This window comes from Heyndrickxia oleronia (assembly GCF_017809215.1).
GTDB lineage: Bacteria > Bacillota > Bacilli > Bacillales > Bacillaceae_C > Heyndrickxia > Heyndrickxia oleronia.
On the sequence record NZ_CP065424.1, the window covers coordinates 2,533,827 to 2,552,853 of the forward strand.

At 32.9% G+C, this 19,027-nt stretch carries 20 protein-coding genes and 1 other RNA gene; 4 read left to right on the top strand and 17 right to left on the bottom strand.

Going from position 1 to position 19,027, the window contains the following annotated elements:
• Window positions 1-73: 73 nt before the first annotated feature.
• From I5818_RS12665 to I5818_RS12680, 4 genes are all read right to left on the bottom strand, one after another.
• Entirely contained in the window at window positions 74-1,417 is a 1,344-nt protein-coding gene (locus tag I5818_RS12665) for a TldD/PmbA family protein (RefSeq protein ID WP_078110996.1), read from the bottom strand.
• On the bottom strand, window positions 1,414-2,799 hold the full coding sequence (locus I5818_RS12670) for a TldD/PmbA family protein (protein ID WP_078110995.1): 1,386 nt from the start codon (window positions 2,797-2,799) through the stop codon (window positions 1,414-1,416). The genes I5818_RS12665 and I5818_RS12670 overlap by 4 nt, the downstream gene beginning before the upstream one ends.
• A gap of 142 nt (window positions 2,800-2,941) precedes the next feature.
• Entirely contained in the window at window positions 2,942-4,423 is a 1,482-nt protein-coding gene (locus I5818_RS12675) for a response regulator transcription factor (protein WP_078110994.1), read from the bottom strand.
• Between the two features lie 88 nt (window positions 4,424-4,511).
• Window positions 4,512-4,973 (bottom strand): flavin reductase family protein, encoded by a 462-nt coding sequence (locus I5818_RS12680; RefSeq protein WP_078110993.1) that lies wholly within the window; start codon window positions 4,971-4,973, stop codon window positions 4,512-4,514.
• 172 nt (window positions 4,974-5,145) lie between these two features.
• On the opposite strand from I5818_RS12680, the gene I5818_RS12685 reads away from it, so the two are divergent.
• Window positions 5,146-6,126 (top strand): S66 family peptidase, encoded by a 981-nt coding sequence (locus I5818_RS12685; RefSeq protein WP_058003689.1) that lies wholly within the window; start codon window positions 5,146-5,148, stop codon window positions 6,124-6,126.
• 40 nt (window positions 6,127-6,166) lie between these two features.
• Here the strand turns inward: I5818_RS12685 and I5818_RS12690 are convergent, their stop codons facing one another.
• Window positions 6,167-6,556 (bottom strand): MaoC/PaaZ C-terminal domain-containing protein, encoded by a 390-nt coding sequence (locus I5818_RS12690; RefSeq protein ID WP_058003690.1) that lies wholly within the window; start codon window positions 6,554-6,556, stop codon window positions 6,167-6,169.
• Window positions 6,557-6,561: 5 nt separating this feature from the next.
• Window positions 6,562-6,990 (bottom strand): FAS1-like dehydratase domain-containing protein, encoded by a 429-nt coding sequence (locus I5818_RS12695; protein WP_058003691.1) that lies wholly within the window; start codon window positions 6,988-6,990, stop codon window positions 6,562-6,564.
• Between the two features lie 283 nt (window positions 6,991-7,273).
• Here I5818_RS12695 and I5818_RS12700 point away from each other — a divergent pair, with 283 nt between their 5' ends.
• Window positions 7,274-8,566: an Nramp family divalent metal transporter gene (locus I5818_RS12700; protein ID WP_078110992.1), complete on the top strand. Its 1,293-nt coding sequence runs from the start codon at window positions 7,274-7,276 to the stop codon at window positions 8,564-8,566.
• Between the two features lie 105 nt (window positions 8,567-8,671).
• Here I5818_RS12700 and I5818_RS12705 read toward each other — a convergent pair whose 3' ends face one another.
• From I5818_RS12705 to I5818_RS12740, 9 genes are all read right to left on the bottom strand, one after another.
• Window positions 8,672-9,787: a M20 peptidase aminoacylase family protein gene (locus tag I5818_RS12705; RefSeq protein ID WP_058003693.1), complete on the bottom strand. Its 1,116-nt coding sequence runs from the start codon at window positions 9,785-9,787 to the stop codon at window positions 8,672-8,674.
• A gap of 547 nt (window positions 9,788-10,334) precedes the next feature.
• Window positions 10,335-11,204: an NAD-dependent epimerase/dehydratase family protein gene (locus tag I5818_RS12710; RefSeq protein ID WP_058003694.1), complete on the bottom strand. Its 870-nt coding sequence runs from the start codon at window positions 11,202-11,204 to the stop codon at window positions 10,335-10,337.
• Window positions 11,205-11,341: 137 nt separating this feature from the next.
• Window positions 11,342-12,205: a methyl-accepting chemotaxis protein gene (locus I5818_RS12715; protein WP_058003695.1), complete on the bottom strand. Its 864-nt coding sequence runs from the start codon at window positions 12,203-12,205 to the stop codon at window positions 11,342-11,344.
• A gap of 21 nt (window positions 12,206-12,226) precedes the next feature.
• Window positions 12,227-13,684, bottom strand: coding sequence for a benzaldehyde dehydrogenase (gene yfmT, locus I5818_RS12720; protein WP_078110991.1), 1,458 nt, complete (start codon window positions 13,682-13,684; stop codon window positions 12,227-12,229).
• 267 nt (window positions 13,685-13,951) lie between these two features.
• On the bottom strand, window positions 13,952-14,785 hold the full coding sequence (gene proC, locus I5818_RS12725) for a pyrroline-5-carboxylate reductase (protein ID WP_071975929.1): 834 nt from the start codon (window positions 14,783-14,785) through the stop codon (window positions 13,952-13,954).
• 71 nt (window positions 14,786-14,856) lie between these two features.
• On the bottom strand, window positions 14,857-15,336 hold the full coding sequence (locus tag I5818_RS12730; protein ID WP_058003698.1) for a glutathione peroxidase: 480 nt from the start codon (window positions 15,334-15,336) through the stop codon (window positions 14,857-14,859).
• Window positions 15,337-15,968: 632 nt separating this feature from the next.
• The gene (locus I5818_RS12735) at window positions 15,969-16,418 is read right to left on the bottom strand and encodes a Dps family protein (RefSeq protein WP_058003699.1); all 450 of its coding nucleotides are present in this window, start codon (window positions 16,416-16,418) and stop codon (window positions 15,969-15,971) included.
• A 134-nt stretch (window positions 16,419-16,552) separates the two neighbouring features.
• Entirely contained in the window at window positions 16,553-16,675 is a 123-nt protein-coding gene (locus I5818_RS26250) for a hypothetical protein (protein WP_259545352.1), read from the bottom strand.
• A 49-nt stretch (window positions 16,676-16,724) separates the two neighbouring features.
• A complete protein-coding gene (locus tag I5818_RS12740; RefSeq protein ID WP_058003700.1) occupies window positions 16,725-17,216 on the bottom strand; it encodes a VanZ family protein in 492 nt (163 codons plus the stop codon).
• 213 nt (window positions 17,217-17,429) lie between these two features.
• Here I5818_RS12740 and I5818_RS12745 point away from each other — a divergent pair, with 213 nt between their 5' ends.
• Together I5818_RS12745 and I5818_RS12750 are read left to right on the top strand one after the other, a co-directional pair.
• Window positions 17,430-17,615, top strand: coding sequence for a hypothetical protein (locus tag I5818_RS12745; RefSeq protein ID WP_058003701.1), 186 nt, complete (start codon window positions 17,430-17,432; stop codon window positions 17,613-17,615).
• A gap of 377 nt (window positions 17,616-17,992) precedes the next feature.
• On the top strand, window positions 17,993-18,154 hold the full coding sequence (locus tag I5818_RS12750) for a hypothetical protein (RefSeq protein WP_158022199.1): 162 nt from the start codon (window positions 17,993-17,995) through the stop codon (window positions 18,152-18,154).
• A 336-nt stretch (window positions 18,155-18,490) separates the two neighbouring features.
• Here I5818_RS12750 and ssrS read toward each other — a convergent pair.
• Window positions 18,491-18,686: non-coding RNA, 6S RNA (gene ssrS / locus I5818_RS12755), on the bottom strand.
• A gap of 109 nt (window positions 18,687-18,795) precedes the next feature.
• Window positions 18,796-19,002, bottom strand: coding sequence for a hypothetical protein (locus tag I5818_RS12760; protein WP_058003702.1), 207 nt, complete (start codon window positions 19,000-19,002; stop codon window positions 18,796-18,798).
• Window positions 19,003-19,027 lie beyond the last annotated feature (25 nt).

The window sequence follows — 19,027 nt, forward strand, 5'->3', positions numbered from 1 at the left end:
TGATTTTATCAGTGTGCCCCTCTTACTTTGCCTTAAAATCTAGTAAACGAACGGATATTACTTTCGTATCAATTTATTCTACAGTAACAGATAATGATTTGATACAAAGTGAAGGAGAACCAATATTGTTTAAAGGAAAATTCAAATCAGCGCCGACTGCATCAACATCATTCAATAATTCGTAAAAATTGCCGGCAATGGTCATTAAGTTAACGGGATATTGAATAGCTCCATCCTTAATATAGAAGCCATTTGCTGCAACGGAAAAATCACCTGATACTGTGTTCACACCAGAGTGTAATCCAGATAGTTCAGTAATGAATACTCCTTCTTTCATATCGTTAACTAATTCTTTGAAAGAGATAGTAGAAGGTTTAATATACAGATTTGATGGACCGACTTTTACCGAACCTTTATATGAGTCCTTCTTTGCATGGCCTGTCGTAACAACTTGATCCTTTTTTGCTGTTTTTAAATTATGCAAAAATGAACGTAAAACACCTGATTCCACTAAGTTTAATGGTTTCGAAGCTACACCTTCACTATCAAATGTTCTTGATGCTAGCCCCTTTTCCAAAAATGGATCATCAATAATAGACACTTTATCACTTGCAATTTTCATTCCTAGCTTATCTTTTAAAACGGATAGTCCTGCTTGTGTGTTTTCTGCAGAAAAATTTGGTACAAAAACAGACAAAAAATTTGCCGCTGCATCATTTTTTAATAATACAGGATAACTTTTACTTTCAATATTTTTAGATCCTAATTGCGAAAGTGCTTCATTTGCTGCTTTTTCTGCTATTTTATCTGCCTGTAATGAGTGGAAATCTTTCGTTATTTCAAATCCTACCCCGGTTTTTGTTTCATTGCCTTCCTTTGCAACAACACTGACATAAACATATAAATAATTCATTTGGTCACTTAATGATAGTCCTTTGTTATTGAAAATCTTTCGTGTAATAGTTTCAGATTGAATTCTACAATAATCTGTAGTTTTTATTCTTGGATCATATGAAAGTACTTTATTCTCTACTTCTTTGATAAATTGTATTTTTTCTGGAATGGTCGTTTCATTTAAAGAATTAGAAAAGAAGTCACCCTTTTCATAAGAATTACTGCCCTCAAAGATCTCTTCTAATCCGTCCTCTTGAAGGATTACTGCATTTTCCTTTGCATGCTGTACTAAAAATCGAATAGAATCATCATCAATTTTCTCCGAATAGGCATAGCCCATTTTTCCTTCAATTAACCCACGAAAAGATATTCCACCATCCTCTGCAATTTCATAATGGTCTATTTCCCCTTTATATACTTGGCAGCCAAATACTTCTTTCTTTTCATAATACATCTCAACATCCGTAAATCCTTCATTTAAAGCAGTTTCAAATAGTTGGAATTGAAATTCTCCTATATTCATTCATTACTTCCCCCTACTGTTATTTCACTTACACGAATCATTGGCTGTCCTACATTTACAGGTATACTTCCACTTTGCGAACCGCACATTCCTGCACCATGCCCTAAATTATTCCCAACCATATCTACCTTCTGTAATGTTTTAGGACCGTTTCCAATTAATGTAGCTCCTTTTAAAGGCTTACCTAGTTTTCCGTTTTTCACTTCATACGCTTCCATTACTGCAAAGTTATAATCACCTGTCGTAGTATTAACCTGTCCTCCGCCCATATATTTAGTATATATTCCGTTCTCAGTATTAGAGATAATTTCCTCTGGTGATGACTTTCCGGGTGCAATATACGTATTGGTCATTCGGGAGGTTGGAGCAAAGCGGAAGGATTCCCTTCTTCCTGATCCAGTTGATTCCATACCCATTCTTCTTGAATTGAATTTATCAATCAAATAGCCTTTGAGAATACCATTTTCAATAAGAACATTTTTTCTTGAAAGTTCTCCTTCATCGTCAATATTGATAGAACCCCATTCATTTTTTAGCGTACCATCATCAATATACGTAACAATTTCTGGTGCAACCTGTTGACCTAAACGATCAGCGAATACAGAATGCTTTTTTGCTACAGCTGTTGCTTCTAATCCATGTCCACAGGCTTCGTGAAAAATAACACCGCCAAATTCATTATCAATGATTACCGGAAACTTCCCACTCGGACATGGACTTGCATCTAACATGGTAACTGCAATTCGAGCAGCTTCTCTTGCATAATGTTCTAAATTTAGATTTTCAATAAATTCAAATCCTTGCAATGCACCAGGCCCATAATAGCCAGTTTCCATTTGGTTATCACGTGTGGCTATCGCTTGAATTAACATCCTACTGCGAATACGTGTATCCTCAACAAAAGTTCCTTCAGAATTAGCGATTAAAACATTTTGCTCCTCATCCGAATAGCGAACATTTACTTGCGAAATACTAGAATGATAGCTTTTGGCAATATCATATGCATTTTTCATCACTGATAATTTCCTTGTTTTTTCAACATCTTGAGGAATAATTTCAATGGGATGTTGATTATTAAAGGTTCTTGGTTCAAATGGGGATAATTGTATAATTTTATTTCCTTTAATTGCTTGTGCTGCATTTTTAGCTGTTTTTATTAATCCTTCTCGACTGAAATCTGTTGTATACGCATAAGCACTTTGTAACCCTTTAAATACTCGGACCCCGATTCCAAAATCTCTTCCAGAAAGACTAGTTTCCAATTTTCCACTATGTAGTGTCATATTGTTGGTGAAACGATCTTCAATAAATATTTCTGAAAAATCTCCTCCTGTCGATAAAGCTTCGTTAAGTACATCTTCAATTATTGATTTATTTAACATGGTAGCCTCCTAAACTTTCTTTATTATAGAAAGATTGCGAAATATTCGTATATGCCTTTCTTATATTTATCCTACTATTTTCTCTGAAAACTTTGATCGTTTTTATGATTGATTTACTTTCAGTCTTCAGATGGAGATCGATTCAATAATTTTCAATCGTTTCCAATAATCGATATTGCTTTGGTGTTTGATTGACCATTTTTTTAAATACTTTAGAGAAGTAATGCTGGTTTTGAAAGCCTGATAGGATTGCAATTTCCTTAATAGACATATCGGTCTCCACTAATAATCTTTTTGCTTCTTTTATCCGTAATTCATTTAATTTTTCACGGAATGTTTTTTTTGTTTTTTCAACAAATAAATGACTTAAGTAGGAAGCATTTCTTCCCACAAAATTCGCTAAATCCGCTAAATCCAATTCGGGTTTCCAATAATTTAACTCTAAAAAATGGATACATTGATCAATAATATTGAGATGTTGACTTTTACTAATTTCCCCAGCCGCATCCAAAATCGTCGATATGAAGATTAGAAGTTTTTGAACAATACGATAAATAACAGGTTCATACAAGATACTATCAAAAATATGTAAATATTCCTGTTCAAAAAATTGATCATTTAAATTCACGGATTTCATATGTCTTCGGATTTGAGCAAGAATACTTGTCAATCGGATCCTTAATAAACCTGGATCCGGGTAGGAGTCTGAAATATCCAAAAAATTAGTGACTAAAAAATCCGATATCCCTTCTTTATTTCCTTCATTTAAAAATCGAATCCATTGTTTTTGTTCGTTAGGTGTTAGAAATGGATCAATAAATTGCCATTGCAATTCTTTACTAAATTCTAACACCTGCTTATAACCGACAAAAAACGTGACTTCTGTCATCTTTTTTGTATGTATATATTTATCATGTAAAGTTAAATCAGGATGATCTTCACGATTAATAATAATACAAATCGATTCTTTCTCCCTTTGTTCCCAATCGAACAATAAGCGCTGACATATTTCACTCCAATTAATAGATGTGGAGGAGTGAAATACACATAATGTCATATCACTTAGCGGAAATATTAAAGGTTTTACCGGAAATGAATATTCTTTTAAAAAACTATTCAATTTTGATAAAAGATAGGATTTTTCAAGCTGAAATGCTATGAATATATAAGGTGAAGCTAATTTCGTTCCATTAATAAATATATCCTCATACTCAATCTCTGGGGAACCTAATAACTTAGCTTCGGTAGTTAAGCTTAAATGTTTATGTATAACATCTCGTATTTGAGTTTGAACATGATGTAAAAGTTCCTGCGGAGAAAATGGTTTAATTAATAAAAAATTCGTTCCTATGTCAATTGCTTTTTTCGCCGCTTCAAATGTCGCTTCCATTGTGAGAGAGATGATAGCAGGCTCAGTTATTTTAATTACTTTTAGTAAAGAATCATCGATTCCAATATTCATTTCATATATCAGTATATGTGGTTTCTCATTTTCTAGGATCGTTAAAGTTTCAAGTGAATTTTTTCCTAGTATGACCTTTACGTTTGAAATAGACGTTTCAATGAGCCATTGAATCCCTTTTGCCTCAAATTCATCAGGATTTGCGATTAGTATTTTGATCAATTAATCAGACCCCCAATCCATGTACAATTAAAGAACTCAAAATCCCTCTTTCCCAAAACGTTACTCACTAATTAAATCGTTTCCAATTTTATTCAGTAATCTTTTTATATTGCCCTTGATAATATAAAAGCGGCTTTCCTTCGTTTATAAGAATATTCTTGACTTCTCCAAGTACAAGCATGTGGTCTCCAGCTTGCTTTAATTCATACTTACTACATGTAATTGCTGCCAAGGGGTTTTTTAAAATTGGTTGACCATCGAAACGATCAAATTGAATGGGGTGATTTGGTTGTTTTTGATTAGCAAAGATCATGGAATAATCTTGCTGATCTTCTCTTAAGAAACAAATAGAAAAATGATTTGCATCTATAATTTTTTCATACATCATAGCTTTTTCATCTATTGAAACCATAACAAGCATTGGATCTAGTGAAACAGACATAAAGGCATTCACTGTCATACCATGAATTTGTCCATCAATTTCAGCTAAAACCACAGTAATTCCTGTTGCAAAATTCCCCATAGCGTCTCGAAAAGTACGTTCATCCATACAATTTTCCTCCTTATTTAATTTAGATTAATTTTCTAATATAACTATACAATTTTATGTTAATATTTCAAAATTATTTATTATGATTGGATTGTTCAGACAAGCGACAATGAAATGAACGAAAAAAAACAACAAATGCTATAATAGGAAAAAAAGGAAAGGACAAGAATATATGTTACCCAATAGATTAACACCAGGTGATGAGATAAGAGTGTTAGCTCCTTCGACAAGTATGGCCGTTATAAAAGGAAAACAAATTGAAAATGCTGTACAGTGTTTAGAATCATTAGGATTTAACATATCATTTGGAAAATATGTAGATGAACATGATGAATTTTTCTCAACATCTATCAAACATCGCTTAAAAGATTTACATGATGCTTTTCAGGATCCAAATGTAAAAGGAATTTTAACAGCAATTGGTGGATACAATGTTAACCAACTCTTAAAAAATATTGATTATAACCTAATTAAAAATAATCCAAAAATCTTATGTGGTCATGGTGACATTACAGCACTTCAACTAGCCATTTACAAAAAAACAGGATTAATTACATACTCAGGTCCGCATTTTTCCACCTTTGGTATGAAAAAAACATCAGCATATACACTTCAATCCTTTTTAGAGGCAGTTACGAATGACGCACCTTTTGAAATAATTCCTTCAAACATATGGAGTGATGACAAATGGTATATAGAGGAAGAAGAGCGACAATATCTTCCTAACGAATACATGATAATTCAAGAGGGAACGGCTGAAGGAAAGCTAATTGGTGGGAATCTTTCTACTATCAATTTGTTACAAGGAACGGAATTTCTACCTTCTATAGAAGACAGTATCTTTTTTATTGAAGATGATGAAGAATCTCACCCTTTATCTTTTGAACGAAATTTACAGGCTTTACTACACCTGCCTCAATTTGATAAAGTTCGAGGAATAATGATCGGAAGATTTCAAAAAGGCTCGAATATGACAGAATCAGCCTTGAGAAGAATCATTGAATCCAAATATGAATTAAGAGGCATTCCTATAGTAGCTAATGTAAATTTTGGACATACAGATCCAATAACAACTATTCCGATAGGCACAAAAGCAACATTAGAGGTATTTACAGAAACCGTTGAAGTATATATTGACCAAAATGAATATTGAATTATATAAATAAAGGGATTGTCTTATTCGACAATCCCTTTCAAATTTCTTTTTTTACTTGAAATTGGCCCTTTAATTTTCTTTCACCCTCACGATTTTTTACAGTAATATTCCCTACATATCTAATCTCGCCGTCCACTTCTATTTCATCAATGATAGAACCTTCTATACACAGGCTTTCACCTGGTCTCGTCATCGCAGAAAAACGAACATTAAATTTGCGAAGATTTCTTCTCGGAAACCATTTACCTATTGCATCTCCAGCTAGTCCCATGATTAGCATTCCATGGGCAATAACCCCCCCTAATCCTGCCTTCTCACCGATTGGTACAACTGTGTGGATTGGATTAAAATCCCCTGAAGCTCCTGCATATCTTACAAGTTGTGTATGAGTGATTGTTGGTTTATGTATGGTTTCTAGATTATCCATTATTTTCATCCCTTTCTTTCAATAATATTGGAACGACTAATTAACACGACTTCACAATCTCTTTTATAGACTACTTCAATTGTTATAATATCCATTCTTCTTTTTTTAACATGTGCAGTTACTTTAGCAGAACAGGAAATCGTGTCTCCAGCATAAATCTCATCTAAATATTCGTATTCCTGTTCACCATGCAAAACCATAAGTGGATCTAGTTCGAGCTCCTGAATGATCGTTTCGAAATCTAATCCACCCCACATTTCAATCACCGTTGGAAACGTAGGGGGAATGGGTATATCCTTATATCCCATTTCTTTAGCGTAGGAAAGATCTTTATAAATTGGATTTTCATCCCCGATTGCCAGCACAAATTCCTTTATTTTTCCACGCTCTACAATAAATGAATCGATGGAAAAAGTAAGGCCAGTTTTATTCATATAATCAGTTCCTTTCCAATTTACATCTAAAATTTTTCTTTAATACAATAATTCTCAATAAATTACTAAAGTCCTTCATTATTCAACTGAAAAAATACACAAATCGCCATTTCCAAAAATAGGTTGTAAACATATGGAGAAAACAAAATGATTATTGGGCAAAATAACGAATAAAAATTGTTTACATTTTTATAATTATTGAATAAAATAATCACAAACCTAATTTTTCCCTAAGCAAACTTTTTTGTTAAAGGTTTACATTTGGGTGGGGAGGAAACAAACAATGAGTGAGAAAACTTTAACAAAAAAATATATAACCAAAAAAAGTAAAACAAGTGTATCTGCTCATGCAGTCTTAAGAGGTGAGGTTACAGGAATCAAAAAAATCCTTCCCTTTTTAGGACCTGCATTTATTGCTGCAGTGGCGTATATTGATCCAGGAAATTTTGCAACAAACATTACGGCTGGCTCCAAATATGGTTATCTTTTATTATGGGTGATTGCTATTTCCAATCTGATGGCTGTCCTTATTCAATCATTATCTGCAAAATTAGGTATTGCGACAGGAAAAAACTTACCTGAGGTAGCTAGAGATCGATTTCCAAAAGGAGTTTCAATCTTTTTATGGATTCAATCTGAGTTAGTCATTATTGCAACAGATTTAGCTGAATTTATCGGTGCAGCACTAGGATTATATTTGCTATTTGACATTCCTATGATACCTGCCGCATTGATAACTGCTGTTGGTTCATTTGCAATATTAGAATTACAGCGACGCGGATTTCGTTCATTGGAAGCAGGTATCGCAGCAATGGTTCTTATAGTGGTTCTAGCATTTGCTTTTCAAACATTTTTAGCTAAACCTGATATGGGAGCCGTTTTTGGAGGAATGCTTACACCAAAATTTGAAGGCGTTGACAGTATTTTACTCGCTGCTGGTATTTTAGGGGCAACAGTTATGCCACATGCGATCTATCTGCACTCTTCGCTTACACAGAATCGTATAGTTGGTAGAAATGATGCAGAAAAGAAACGAATCTTTAAATTTGAATTTATTGATATTGTTATTGCGATGATCATTGCTGGTGCAATCAATATGTGTATGCTAATTGTTTCTGCTGCCTTATTTTTTAAAAATGGTTTAGTTGTAGAGGACCTAGATATAGCATTTCATGAATTTAGTCACTATGTCGGACCAGTTGCGGCAATTTCTTTTGGACTTGGTTTATTAATTGCCGGTCTATCTAGCTCATCTGTTGGAACAATGGCTGGAGATGTAGTTATGCAAGGGTTTATCAATGTAAGAATAAATTTATATTTAAGAAGAGCCATTACAATGCTACCTGCTCTTGCTATTATCATTTCTGGAGTTAATCCAACCGATGCATTAGTCATGAGTCAAGTGATTCTTTCATTTGGAATTGCTTTTGCATTAGTACCACTGATCATGTTTACAAGTAATAAAACAATTATGGGTGGTCTAACCAACCATAAAATTACGACTATGATTGCATGGGTTGTTGCAGTTCTAGTAATATTACTAAACTTATTTTTACTATACGAAACCATTTTTTAAAAAACAGAGATTTGAAAAATCATATACATTAAAGTAAAAAGGAGACATAAATGTGTTTCACATTTATATGTCTCCTTTTTTGTACTTACATATAGTAAGGATAAATTATTTATTAGATGCAATATTTATGGCAGTTGCTAGTATAGTCGAACCGGTAAATATTGCTTTTTGATCAAAAGTCATATTAGGATGATGCAACCCAGGCTTCAAGTCACAACCTAATCCAAGCATTGTTGCCTTTAATTCCGGTCGTTTAATTTTATAATAATGGAAATCGTCCCCACCTGTTGTTTGGATTGGAGGTACGCATCGATTACTTCCTAAAACATGAAAGATTGCTTCTTTTAATATGTCACAAGCATCTTCATTGGTTACTGCTGCAGGGACATTCGAACTAATCTGATAAGGGATTTTGACTTCATAAAAACGTTCTAATGCATCGATCATTAAGTCAATTTTTGATTGCATTTTTTCCATCGCTTCATTCGTTTGAGCCCGCATATCTATACTGAATTCAGCATTACCAGGTATAATATTGGAGCTCTCTCCACCAGCTTGAAACTTAGTTAGTTTAACAGATGATGGTACAAGGGGATCAATGTGTATGGTTTTAAGCATTTGGTCAAGAGTGGCACCTATCTCAATAGCATTTGCACCTAGATGAGGTCTTGCACCGTGGAGATCATCTCCAATAATATTCCCATTGATAAATCGACAGGCACCATGGATAATCATTGGCGAACAATATCCATTTGGAACTTCTTGATATGGACGCAAATGAACTCCAAAAAGGTAATCTACATCATCTACAATCTGTTTTTCAACCATACTTAATGCCCCTTGCCCTTTTTCCTCTGCAGGTTGAAAAATAAATCTTATAGTACCTTTGAAAGAAGTATTTTTCAATAAGAATAATACCCCTAATACAATTGTCATATGGGCATCATGCCCGCAAGAATGATTTGCTTGAAATATTCCATCTACCTCCTGCCATAATGCATCCATGTCAGCTCGAATAGCAATAACCGGTTTTCCGCTCCCAATTTCTGCAATAAGACCAGTTTGATTTTCAAATCTAGAAACTTTACATCCTTCTTTTTCTACAATATCCGCAATTATTTTAGTTGTCTCCCTTTCTTCCCAGCTAATCTCTGGGGTTTGATGAAGCTGTTGAAAAATCTTTAGAAGTCGATCTTGTATTTCATTCGAACAAACAAACATGTCGATCCTCCTCTTAGAAGTGAAAACCTATATATTTATGTTGAATTTTTCCCTTTATATATTGTTAGCCAATCCGTATCTAAGGCTCTTCCCTATATTTTTGTTACAATCATTGATTAAAAATATAGTTTGAACATCAGCTTCCTTGATTTTACTAAGAATAGACCTGTAACATAACGTGTAAAAGTCGGCTGTAAGTATTTGTAAATACAACAAAATTCATAAGATACCAAATCAAAAGAAACTATATAATAGTTTATCCATCATTCTTCTTTTAGTGATTTGATAATTGCCCTTTTAACAATGGATTTGTTAATTGGCTGTTTTCCTATCATTTATTGCTGTTGCAAAAGTCTAACTGCCTACTTTTACAACCAATAATGGAATCCAGTGGTTCTTATGGAGATTACAGCTCTTTTCTCAGTAAACGATCTTCAGCCAATCGTTATTCGTTAAAACTTAAGTTAAGTAGCAACAATGCTTGAGAAAAGATGCTTTATAAAAAATAGAAATATTACACTTGGCAATATTTCTATTTATAAGGATATTAGATTGATTTTTTAATTAGTTCAGGCAGCCATTGATGAATGTCTTGAAAGTGGTAGCCTAAATCTCTTGCTTTTTGATTGCTCATGGTCCATGATTTAGGAATCGAATAAGGAGTTTGTTTATTATCACTCTGAGTAATTTCAACCTTAGCTTTTTTGCCAGCTGCTAGTTCAATAAAAGAGATAAATTCTCGTAAAGTAACAGATCCATTCGTACAGCAATTGATAGGGCCATCAAAATTAGTCTGGCCAATCCAAGCCAAAAAATCCCCTGCTTCGTCTTCATTCACAAAACTTATAGATGCATCTAAGTTTCTTAAATAAATCGCTTCATCATTTATGACCTTATTTATATAAAATGTCATTCTCTCAGTATAATCATTACCTCCAAGTACAATCGGAAATCTGACTGCTGTGACTGGTAGCGATGCTTTCTGGAAAAATACAGCCTCCGCTTGACGCTTTCCTTCTTGATAGGACACTTCATCCTTTTCTTTTAGATCAATTGGGTATGTATATGGGTCAAAATCCCTTTCAACTAACTCTTTATCTAGGAGATCATACACAGACAATGTAGAGGTGAAGATATATTTTTTTGTTTTATCTTGAAAAATCTCGACCGCATTTCTTGCATCTACACCTGAATAGCAAATTTGATCATACACGACATCCCATTGTCCACCTTCAAATGCAGTCTGGAAAGAATCGAGACTATTTCGATCAAATGTAATAAGCTTCACCTTATCCGAGAAAGGGATATTTGTTTTTCCTCTTGTTGCTACGGTTACCTCTACCCCTTGACGAATGAGTGAATGAACTAGTTTAACCCCAAAAAATCTTGTTCCACCAAGCACTAAAGCTGTTTTCATTGCAATCCCCCTTCAAATATCTTCTTCTATAAGTAATTCTTTATTTATGCAAAATTCCCCTTTTTGAAAACAGCATTTTCTACATAAAAAAGAAGAATCATGTTTTTCACAACATGGATTCCTCTTTATCGTCTATTTTATTTTCCGGATTCTAAACTTGTTTGAGCCATCATTGCTAAATGATGAGCATTTTTGCTTATTTCCTGGATTGTCGCACTTATTTCTTGAATAGCAGCGGACTGAGAATCCGTTAATTCGTGAATCCCAGAAAAGGATGTATTTAAGTTTTTCAAGAGATTTTGAATATTCTTCGATATTTCATCGATTTGCGTTGCATTTTCTTTTGAATTGGTAGCTAGTTTTCTTATTTCATCAGCAACTACTGAAAAACCTCTCCCTGATTCTCCTGCTCTTGCTGCTTCTATAGCTGCATTTAAACCTAACAAATTACTTTGATCTGAGACCCCTTTAACTACTGAAGAAATTTGTCCAATTTGATCAGCACCTGTACTAACCTCTTTCATATGAACAGAAATATCAGTAACCTGATTGGCTAGATTTGTTATAGATCCTGTAATTTCCTCAATAGAAGCGGCTGTTTCCTCAACAATAGCAGATAGGCTTTCTGCTACCTCATATAATTTATTTGCTTTTTCTAAACTCGTGCCAAGACCTACTCCACCAATGACTCTTCCGTTTTTATCATGCAGAGGAATTGCTTTTGCCAGAAGTGGAAAGCCAAATAACTCTTTAGGAACGATGGCTGTTTTTTCACGATTTTCTCTAATTGCATCCGTTATTATATCCCCTTCTGCAAGAGGATCACCAGGCTTTACATTAAGTGAAAAAGTATTACCGGGAATATTCAAAATTAATTTCTCTGTATTATAAATACCAATTGTTATATCATCATGCACCAGCTTATTAAGATAAGGTGCCACCGTGATAAATGCATCTAAAATAGTTGGTTCTGTTACTGTATATTCTATTGTACCATTCATCTTTCTTTACCCCTGTCCTCATTAATATGGGAAGCTTCTTTGACCGTAATTAAGAGAAATCCATTTTAAAGTCGTAAATTCGTCTAAACTCCATTGACCATTTAATCTTCCTAAACCTGATTGTTTCTCACCGCCAAATGCAACAATAGGTTCATCATTAATTGTAATATCATTTACATGAATCATACCTGAATGAATTTTTTTAGCCAATTCCACTCCTTTTTCAAGATTACTAGTATGGACAGCACCACTTAATCCGAATTTTGTATCGTTTGCAATGGCAATAGCATCATCTTCAGTTTCAAATGGCATAACACAAACAACTGGGCCAAAAAGCTCCTCTTGAGCAATGGTCATATTAGGAGTTACATCTTTTAATATAGTTGGTTCAACCATATTACCTGATATGTTTCCTTGAAGTACTACTTTAGCCCCTTCTTCAATTCCGTTATCTATCATGGCTTGTAAATTATTCGCTTGTCTCTCATTCACAACAGGTCCAATAATTGTTTGTGGATCTTTCGGATCACCAACACTTAATGAAGATACTTTCTCTTTATATTTTTTTATAAATTCGTCATAAATAGTTGCTTGAACAATGATCCGATTTGCAGACATACAGATTTGACCTTGATGTGTAAAACGACTAAAAGTAGCAGCTTGTACCGCATAATCAATATCTGCATCCTCTAAAATAATAAACGCACTATTTCCTCCTAATTCTAGAAGTGGCTTTTTAAAGTTTTTAACTGCTAATTGCCCAATATGACTCCCTACTTTTGTCGAACCAGTAAATGAAATAATTCTTGGAATTGGGTGTTCAACAAATGAATCACCAATTTCTTTAATATCAGTTACAACAACATTTAATAATCCTTTTGGTAGTCCAGCTTCCTCGAAAATTTTTGCAATTAGTGTACCACCAGTAATAGGAGTTTCTTCATGAGGTTTTAAAACTACACCATTTCCAGCTCCTAACGCTGGGGCAACTGATTTCATTGATAAAAAAAATGGGAAGTTAAACGGGCTAATAACTCCTACAACTCCAACAGGAATACGATATAATCGATTTTCCTTTCCATCCTCAGTAGAAGGTAGAATTTTGCCTTCCATTCTTAAAGGGAAAGTTGCTGCTTCCTTAATCATATTTTTTACTAATCCAATTTCGAAGGCAGCTTTTAAGCGAGTCCCACCTAATTCTTCAATAATAATATTTGTAATTTCTTCTTCATGCGCCTCAATATACTGAACTGCTTTTTCAAGAATATCTCTTTTTTTATATGGATTCACTTTATCCCAATCGTCCTTAGCTTTTAAAGCCGCTTTATATGCTAGATCAACATCAGTTACAGTTGCCATCTTTACTTCAGAAAGTATGTCACCACTGTATGGATTTACATTAATAAGGACATGATCACTTTGCCCCTCTCTCCATTGTCCATTAATATATTGATTACTTAGAGATTCGATTGTTAACATCTGAATACCTCCGACATACAATATTTGTCATTACACTATTAACATCGGAAAATTTTAGAAATTGTTTATCTTTTTTTGTTATATTAAATGAATTTTTATTCGAGTATAGTAAAATAGTTGGATAAAAGGGGATGTCTAAAAAAGAATAGGAGTCTGACCCCTATTACTAATTCTCGTTTCCAAATAGGTTAACTTTTCACGAGATATAGTATCTTAAGTTCGGCCAGACTCCTTGTTTTTCTTTAAAAGCTAGAAAAAGAATCGGAATTATATATAGGATTTTTCAATTTCTTCATTTATTTCAATTGATCTTTTCGTTGTATTTTTTACTGCTTCCTTAATTGCTTTAAGACCACCAAATGATTCTAGAGCAACTAGACCCGCTTCGGTCGGTCCATTCGGTGCTGCTACATTCTTTCGTAAGGTTTCAGGAGAACCGTTATTCCCGAGAACCATCCTTGCAGCACCTAAAATTGTTTGGGCAACTATTGAACGAACCTGTTGTTTCGGTAGACCACCTTCAATGGCTACGCTCTCCATTTGTTCCATTAAAGCGTAAAAATAAGCTGGTCCACTACCGGCGATGCCAGTAAAGATATCCATATGTTTTTCAGCAATAGTATATACTTCACCAATACTTCTAAAAATCATTTTACTCATTTCAATATGATGATTATTTGTATATTTCCCAACTGCCATAGCAGTAGCAGATTCACATACCATACTTGAAGTATTAGGCATAACCCGAATAATTGGTTGTTTCATAAGTCTTTCTTCAAAATAATCAATGTTCATACTTGTAATGATGGAAAGAATTAATTGATTTGTATGGATAGTATTCTTTAACTGGTTAATAATTTCTTCGATATTTTTTGGTTGTACTGCAAGGACGATTATATTGAATTCAGTTAAATGAACATCTTTCTCATTATATACATGTATCTGATACTTTTTCTGTAATTCTTTTAAGCGAGCAGTATTAGATCGGTTTTGAACATAAATTTGTTGTGCTGGAATCACGGAGGACTGTATGATCCCTGAAATGATTGCCTCTGACATTGGTCCAGCACCAATAAATAATATTTTTTGATTATTTAACATCTAACCTCTTCCTTTCAATCTTACAATCATAACATGAAAGTAGAAAATTTCAAGGAAGGGTAAACAAAATATTATCCCAATAGTGTATTAATTTCATTTTCTAATATAGAGGGTTTCACTGTTGGGGCATGTCTTGAAACAACCTTTCCTTCCTGATTGATAATAAATTTAGTAAAATTCCATTTGATCATTTTTGTTCCAAGGAACCCAGCAGATTCTTGTTTTAAGTATTGATATAACGGATGTGCGTTTTTACCATTGACTTCAATTTTACTAAACATCGGAAAAGTAACCCCATAATTCAGCTGACAAAACTCTTCTATCTCTCTTTCATTGCCGGGATCTTGGTGATTAAATTGATTACATGGGAATCCCAAAACTTCAAATCCCTTATCACGGTATTTTTCATATAAATCCTGTAGTTCCTTAAATTGAGGTGTAAAGCCACATTTACTAGCAGTATTTACTATCAATAGAACTTTTCCTTTATACTCACTTAATGGTTGTTTTACTCCCTTAATATTTATAACATCATATTGGTAAATACTCATTTTGCTCTCCCTCACTCTTTTATCATACAATTAAAAAATGAATTAAAAATATTCCTTAATCGTTAGTTTAATATATATGAAATAACAGTACAAAAATATTGACAGTCTTTTCTGTCAAAGTTGAAAATTTTCAAGCAAATTTTAATAAATCGATTGAGTTTAAAGGATGAAACAATCGTGTGTCACAAAGTTGTTCCTTTCCAAAAACAATCCAACCCTTTAAAATAACATTAGATATATTTGGGAGTGATCGTGTTGAATAATATTTGGATACCTATATTGAGTATAATGATTATAATCTATGTAGTAATTGGGATATTTCTTTTCCGTTTTCTAAGAAAGAACAAAAAGTCATCACAATAATACAAATGCATTTTTAGTATAATTATTATATTATTTTCTTTAAAATGGCTGATTTCGTAAAGTTAGTTGCTTGTTGTAGAAGCCTAAACGCATTCTTTTACATCTGAATTTACAGCTTCTTACTTTAGTAAAATGAGGAAACATGTTGTTTCTTTCAGCTATTTTTATTTGTTAAACTAAATCTATATATAACAATGTTTCAGATAGAGCCTAAAAAAAGCAAACACTATCCTAGAAAAGATAGTGTTTGCTTTTTACTATTAACTTTTTCATTCTAATGCAATACTCGCTTTAAACATCCATATATGTTTTTCAAAGCGTCCTAATAAATGATTAAATAGGTCTATTGTCGGTTGATCCTCTTGTTCTTCAGCTAGCTTCTTTCCTGTATCATTCATTTCCATACACATTTGTTCATAATCTTTGATTAATTGCCTATATATTTCATTCTCTTCATCGTCTGCTTGTGCTTCAAACAAGGTTGTTTCCTCTAAGTATTTGCTCATAGTGGCTAAAGGTTTTCCGCCAATCGCTAAAATACGTTCTGCTAGTACATCTAAATCCTCGGACATTTCATTATACAGCTGTTCAAATGTTTGATGTAATCGAAAAAAATGCTTCCCTTGGATGAACCAATGATAACGATGTAATTTTATGTACATAACAGCAAAATTGGATAGTTGTTGATTTAAAAAATTGATTAATTTTTGGTTAGACATGAGATAATCTTTCCTTCCTACATAATCTAATCTTATTTTGATTCATCCTTCTTTATTTATTCCTAACAATCTTTATTAACGGATATGCAATCATAAAAAAACTACATCCTTTAAAATAGATGTAGTTTTTTGTACTAATATTCAATTTCTTCATAATCCTTCGGTTGTGGCAAAGGCTTTTTAGGCATTTTAGCCTTCTGATTTCGCAGAGAATCATCTTTCGTTTTGATGTATGTCTCATTATGATTTTTACTCACTGGCTTCACCTCATCTATAGTTTAAGATGAGTGATTTTGTTTTATTCATTTACATATCAGTAAATTTGTTTTTTCCTTTACTTAAATGATTCAAATTAATTCTAACAAGGAGAAGAACAATATATCCGAGTATACCTCCAATTGTATTTAAAATGATGTCGTCTACATCAAAACCTCCTACATGAAAGACCAATTGAACCGTTTCGACTACCACAGTTGAAAAGAAGGAAAGTAGAAATACTTTAAAAAAACCATCCAATTTATTTATCAATAATGGAGCCAAAAAGCCTAGGGGCATAAAAGCAAGGATATTACCAAATAAATTAGAAAACCAAATTGTAAAATTAAAATGGTCATAGTAATGAATATACATGTGGATGGTTTTAAAAGGAATGATATTGTAGGTGCCTTGAGGATCATTCATCCGATACTGACTCAAGAACAATATATTTACCATGTAGCAAAAGTAAATAAAGAAAATAAACCAAAATACAATTTTCAAACAAATCTTCACCTGTTTTTGATAAATAAATCGAAACATCTTCTTCCCCCGTAGTAATTATGCACACTGTATCCTTTAACGTGATATATGTCCTATTATAGACTAATTTTCTCTATATTTTACTTATTTTTTTAATTACCATAAAATCACATCAAAAATATAAAATTATTTATTCCTGTTAGTTTATGTATCATCCTTAAATTCACAATCTTCTATGTTGTACATATATTATTGACAAGGAGGTGGTAAAAAATGATTCAATTATTTTTAGCTGCTATTGTTGCTGGCTTTGCTTTACTCGGATTAAGTCTTTTAGATGTAGTCACTTCAACATTTGGTACAGTAATTGAATTCATAGGAGCAGGTACTGTTATTCTTTTTGCAATCGTCCTTATTGTAAAAGCAATTATGGCTTTAGTCGGTAAATTAAATGGTTAACTAGGTTTACTTATAAATTGTATTCTTTATGGGGGTTGCCCATTTTAATTGGCCTTATTAATATTTTATTTTTATTTTTTAAAGTGGGAGCAATTGCTTCCGCTTTTTCATTGATATATATTTATCCTGCTTTTCGTGTTGATTCTTTTCTTATGAAAGACTGCCGACTTTACATCTAAAAAAGTATATGAAGTTTGCAGCTATTTTTTATGTGAGTTAAAGGCGGTTAACGGTCTACAAACAATATATATTCGTTAAACCTTTCCTAATAGCACCAATGTTGAATAAAGGAGACTAATTAAACCAGAAATATGTAACAAAACTGTTACATAGTTTAGTAATTAAATCAGATGCTATAAAAAAGGAGGTTTTTTCACTTGGTAAATCAAGACTTTGAAAAATTCCACAAACTACAGGAACAACATAAAACCACATATTTAGGAAAAAAAACAGACCAAGAACAATTAAATCCAGATCCAAGCTATAATAATCAATCAAATACAGATAAAGCAATTGGCTCCACCGGAAGACACCAGTAATTGAAAAAGGAACACATGAATTATAAACATCTCATTGTTGCATTTTATAAATTACTTGAAGCCTTCATAGATAAGGCTTCTTTCTTTTTCAATTGTTCTTAAAGCACTGAAACTGATCGGATTACTTATAAAATATTCAAAAAAAATAAACAGCTAAGTATGCTAAACATTTTGACCATGATTTAAACATGAAAATTTATGATCAACTGGAGGCACCTACTAAGTTGTATCAATATATGAATCGAATAGAAAATGTACTCCTGTTATTCATTTCTATTATGGATTTTAAGCATAAAAAAATCAGTTCTCATCAGAACCGATCTAGTAGTTTCATTATTAAAGGCCGCCTTTGCCGTATGAGTAGTAAGAAAGTTTTAAACCACCACTCCTCAAAGTGGGTGTTTGCAAGAACATTCCTGCTTGTCATCCATGCCATATAGGCAGAAGCATGTCATTCCAGTTCTAATATAAAACTCCCTTTTACAGCTTAAAGGTTAAAACTTTATTATCAATACGAACAATGCAGCTTGTAATCATTATATTACTATATTGAAGAGGAAAAATCAATAGGTAACAATGCCTAAGATTGTTTCATTCTTTTCACTAATACTAATTATATATAATAACCAAGAAAGATCCTCCTAAAAATAATCAATTCCATTTTCATATTCGTTAATTTCACCATTTGCCTTGTCCCAACCGAGTAGGTATGATGAATGTTCATCGCCATCATTTTGAATAATCACTTCTAAAAGTGTCCATCCCTTATCCAAATATTGATTGACAATTTGTCGATCGGTTACTCGTTCAAGTTTAATGATTTGATGCTCATCTTTGTTTTTTTCCAAGTGTATCCACCTCTTTTTTACTTCA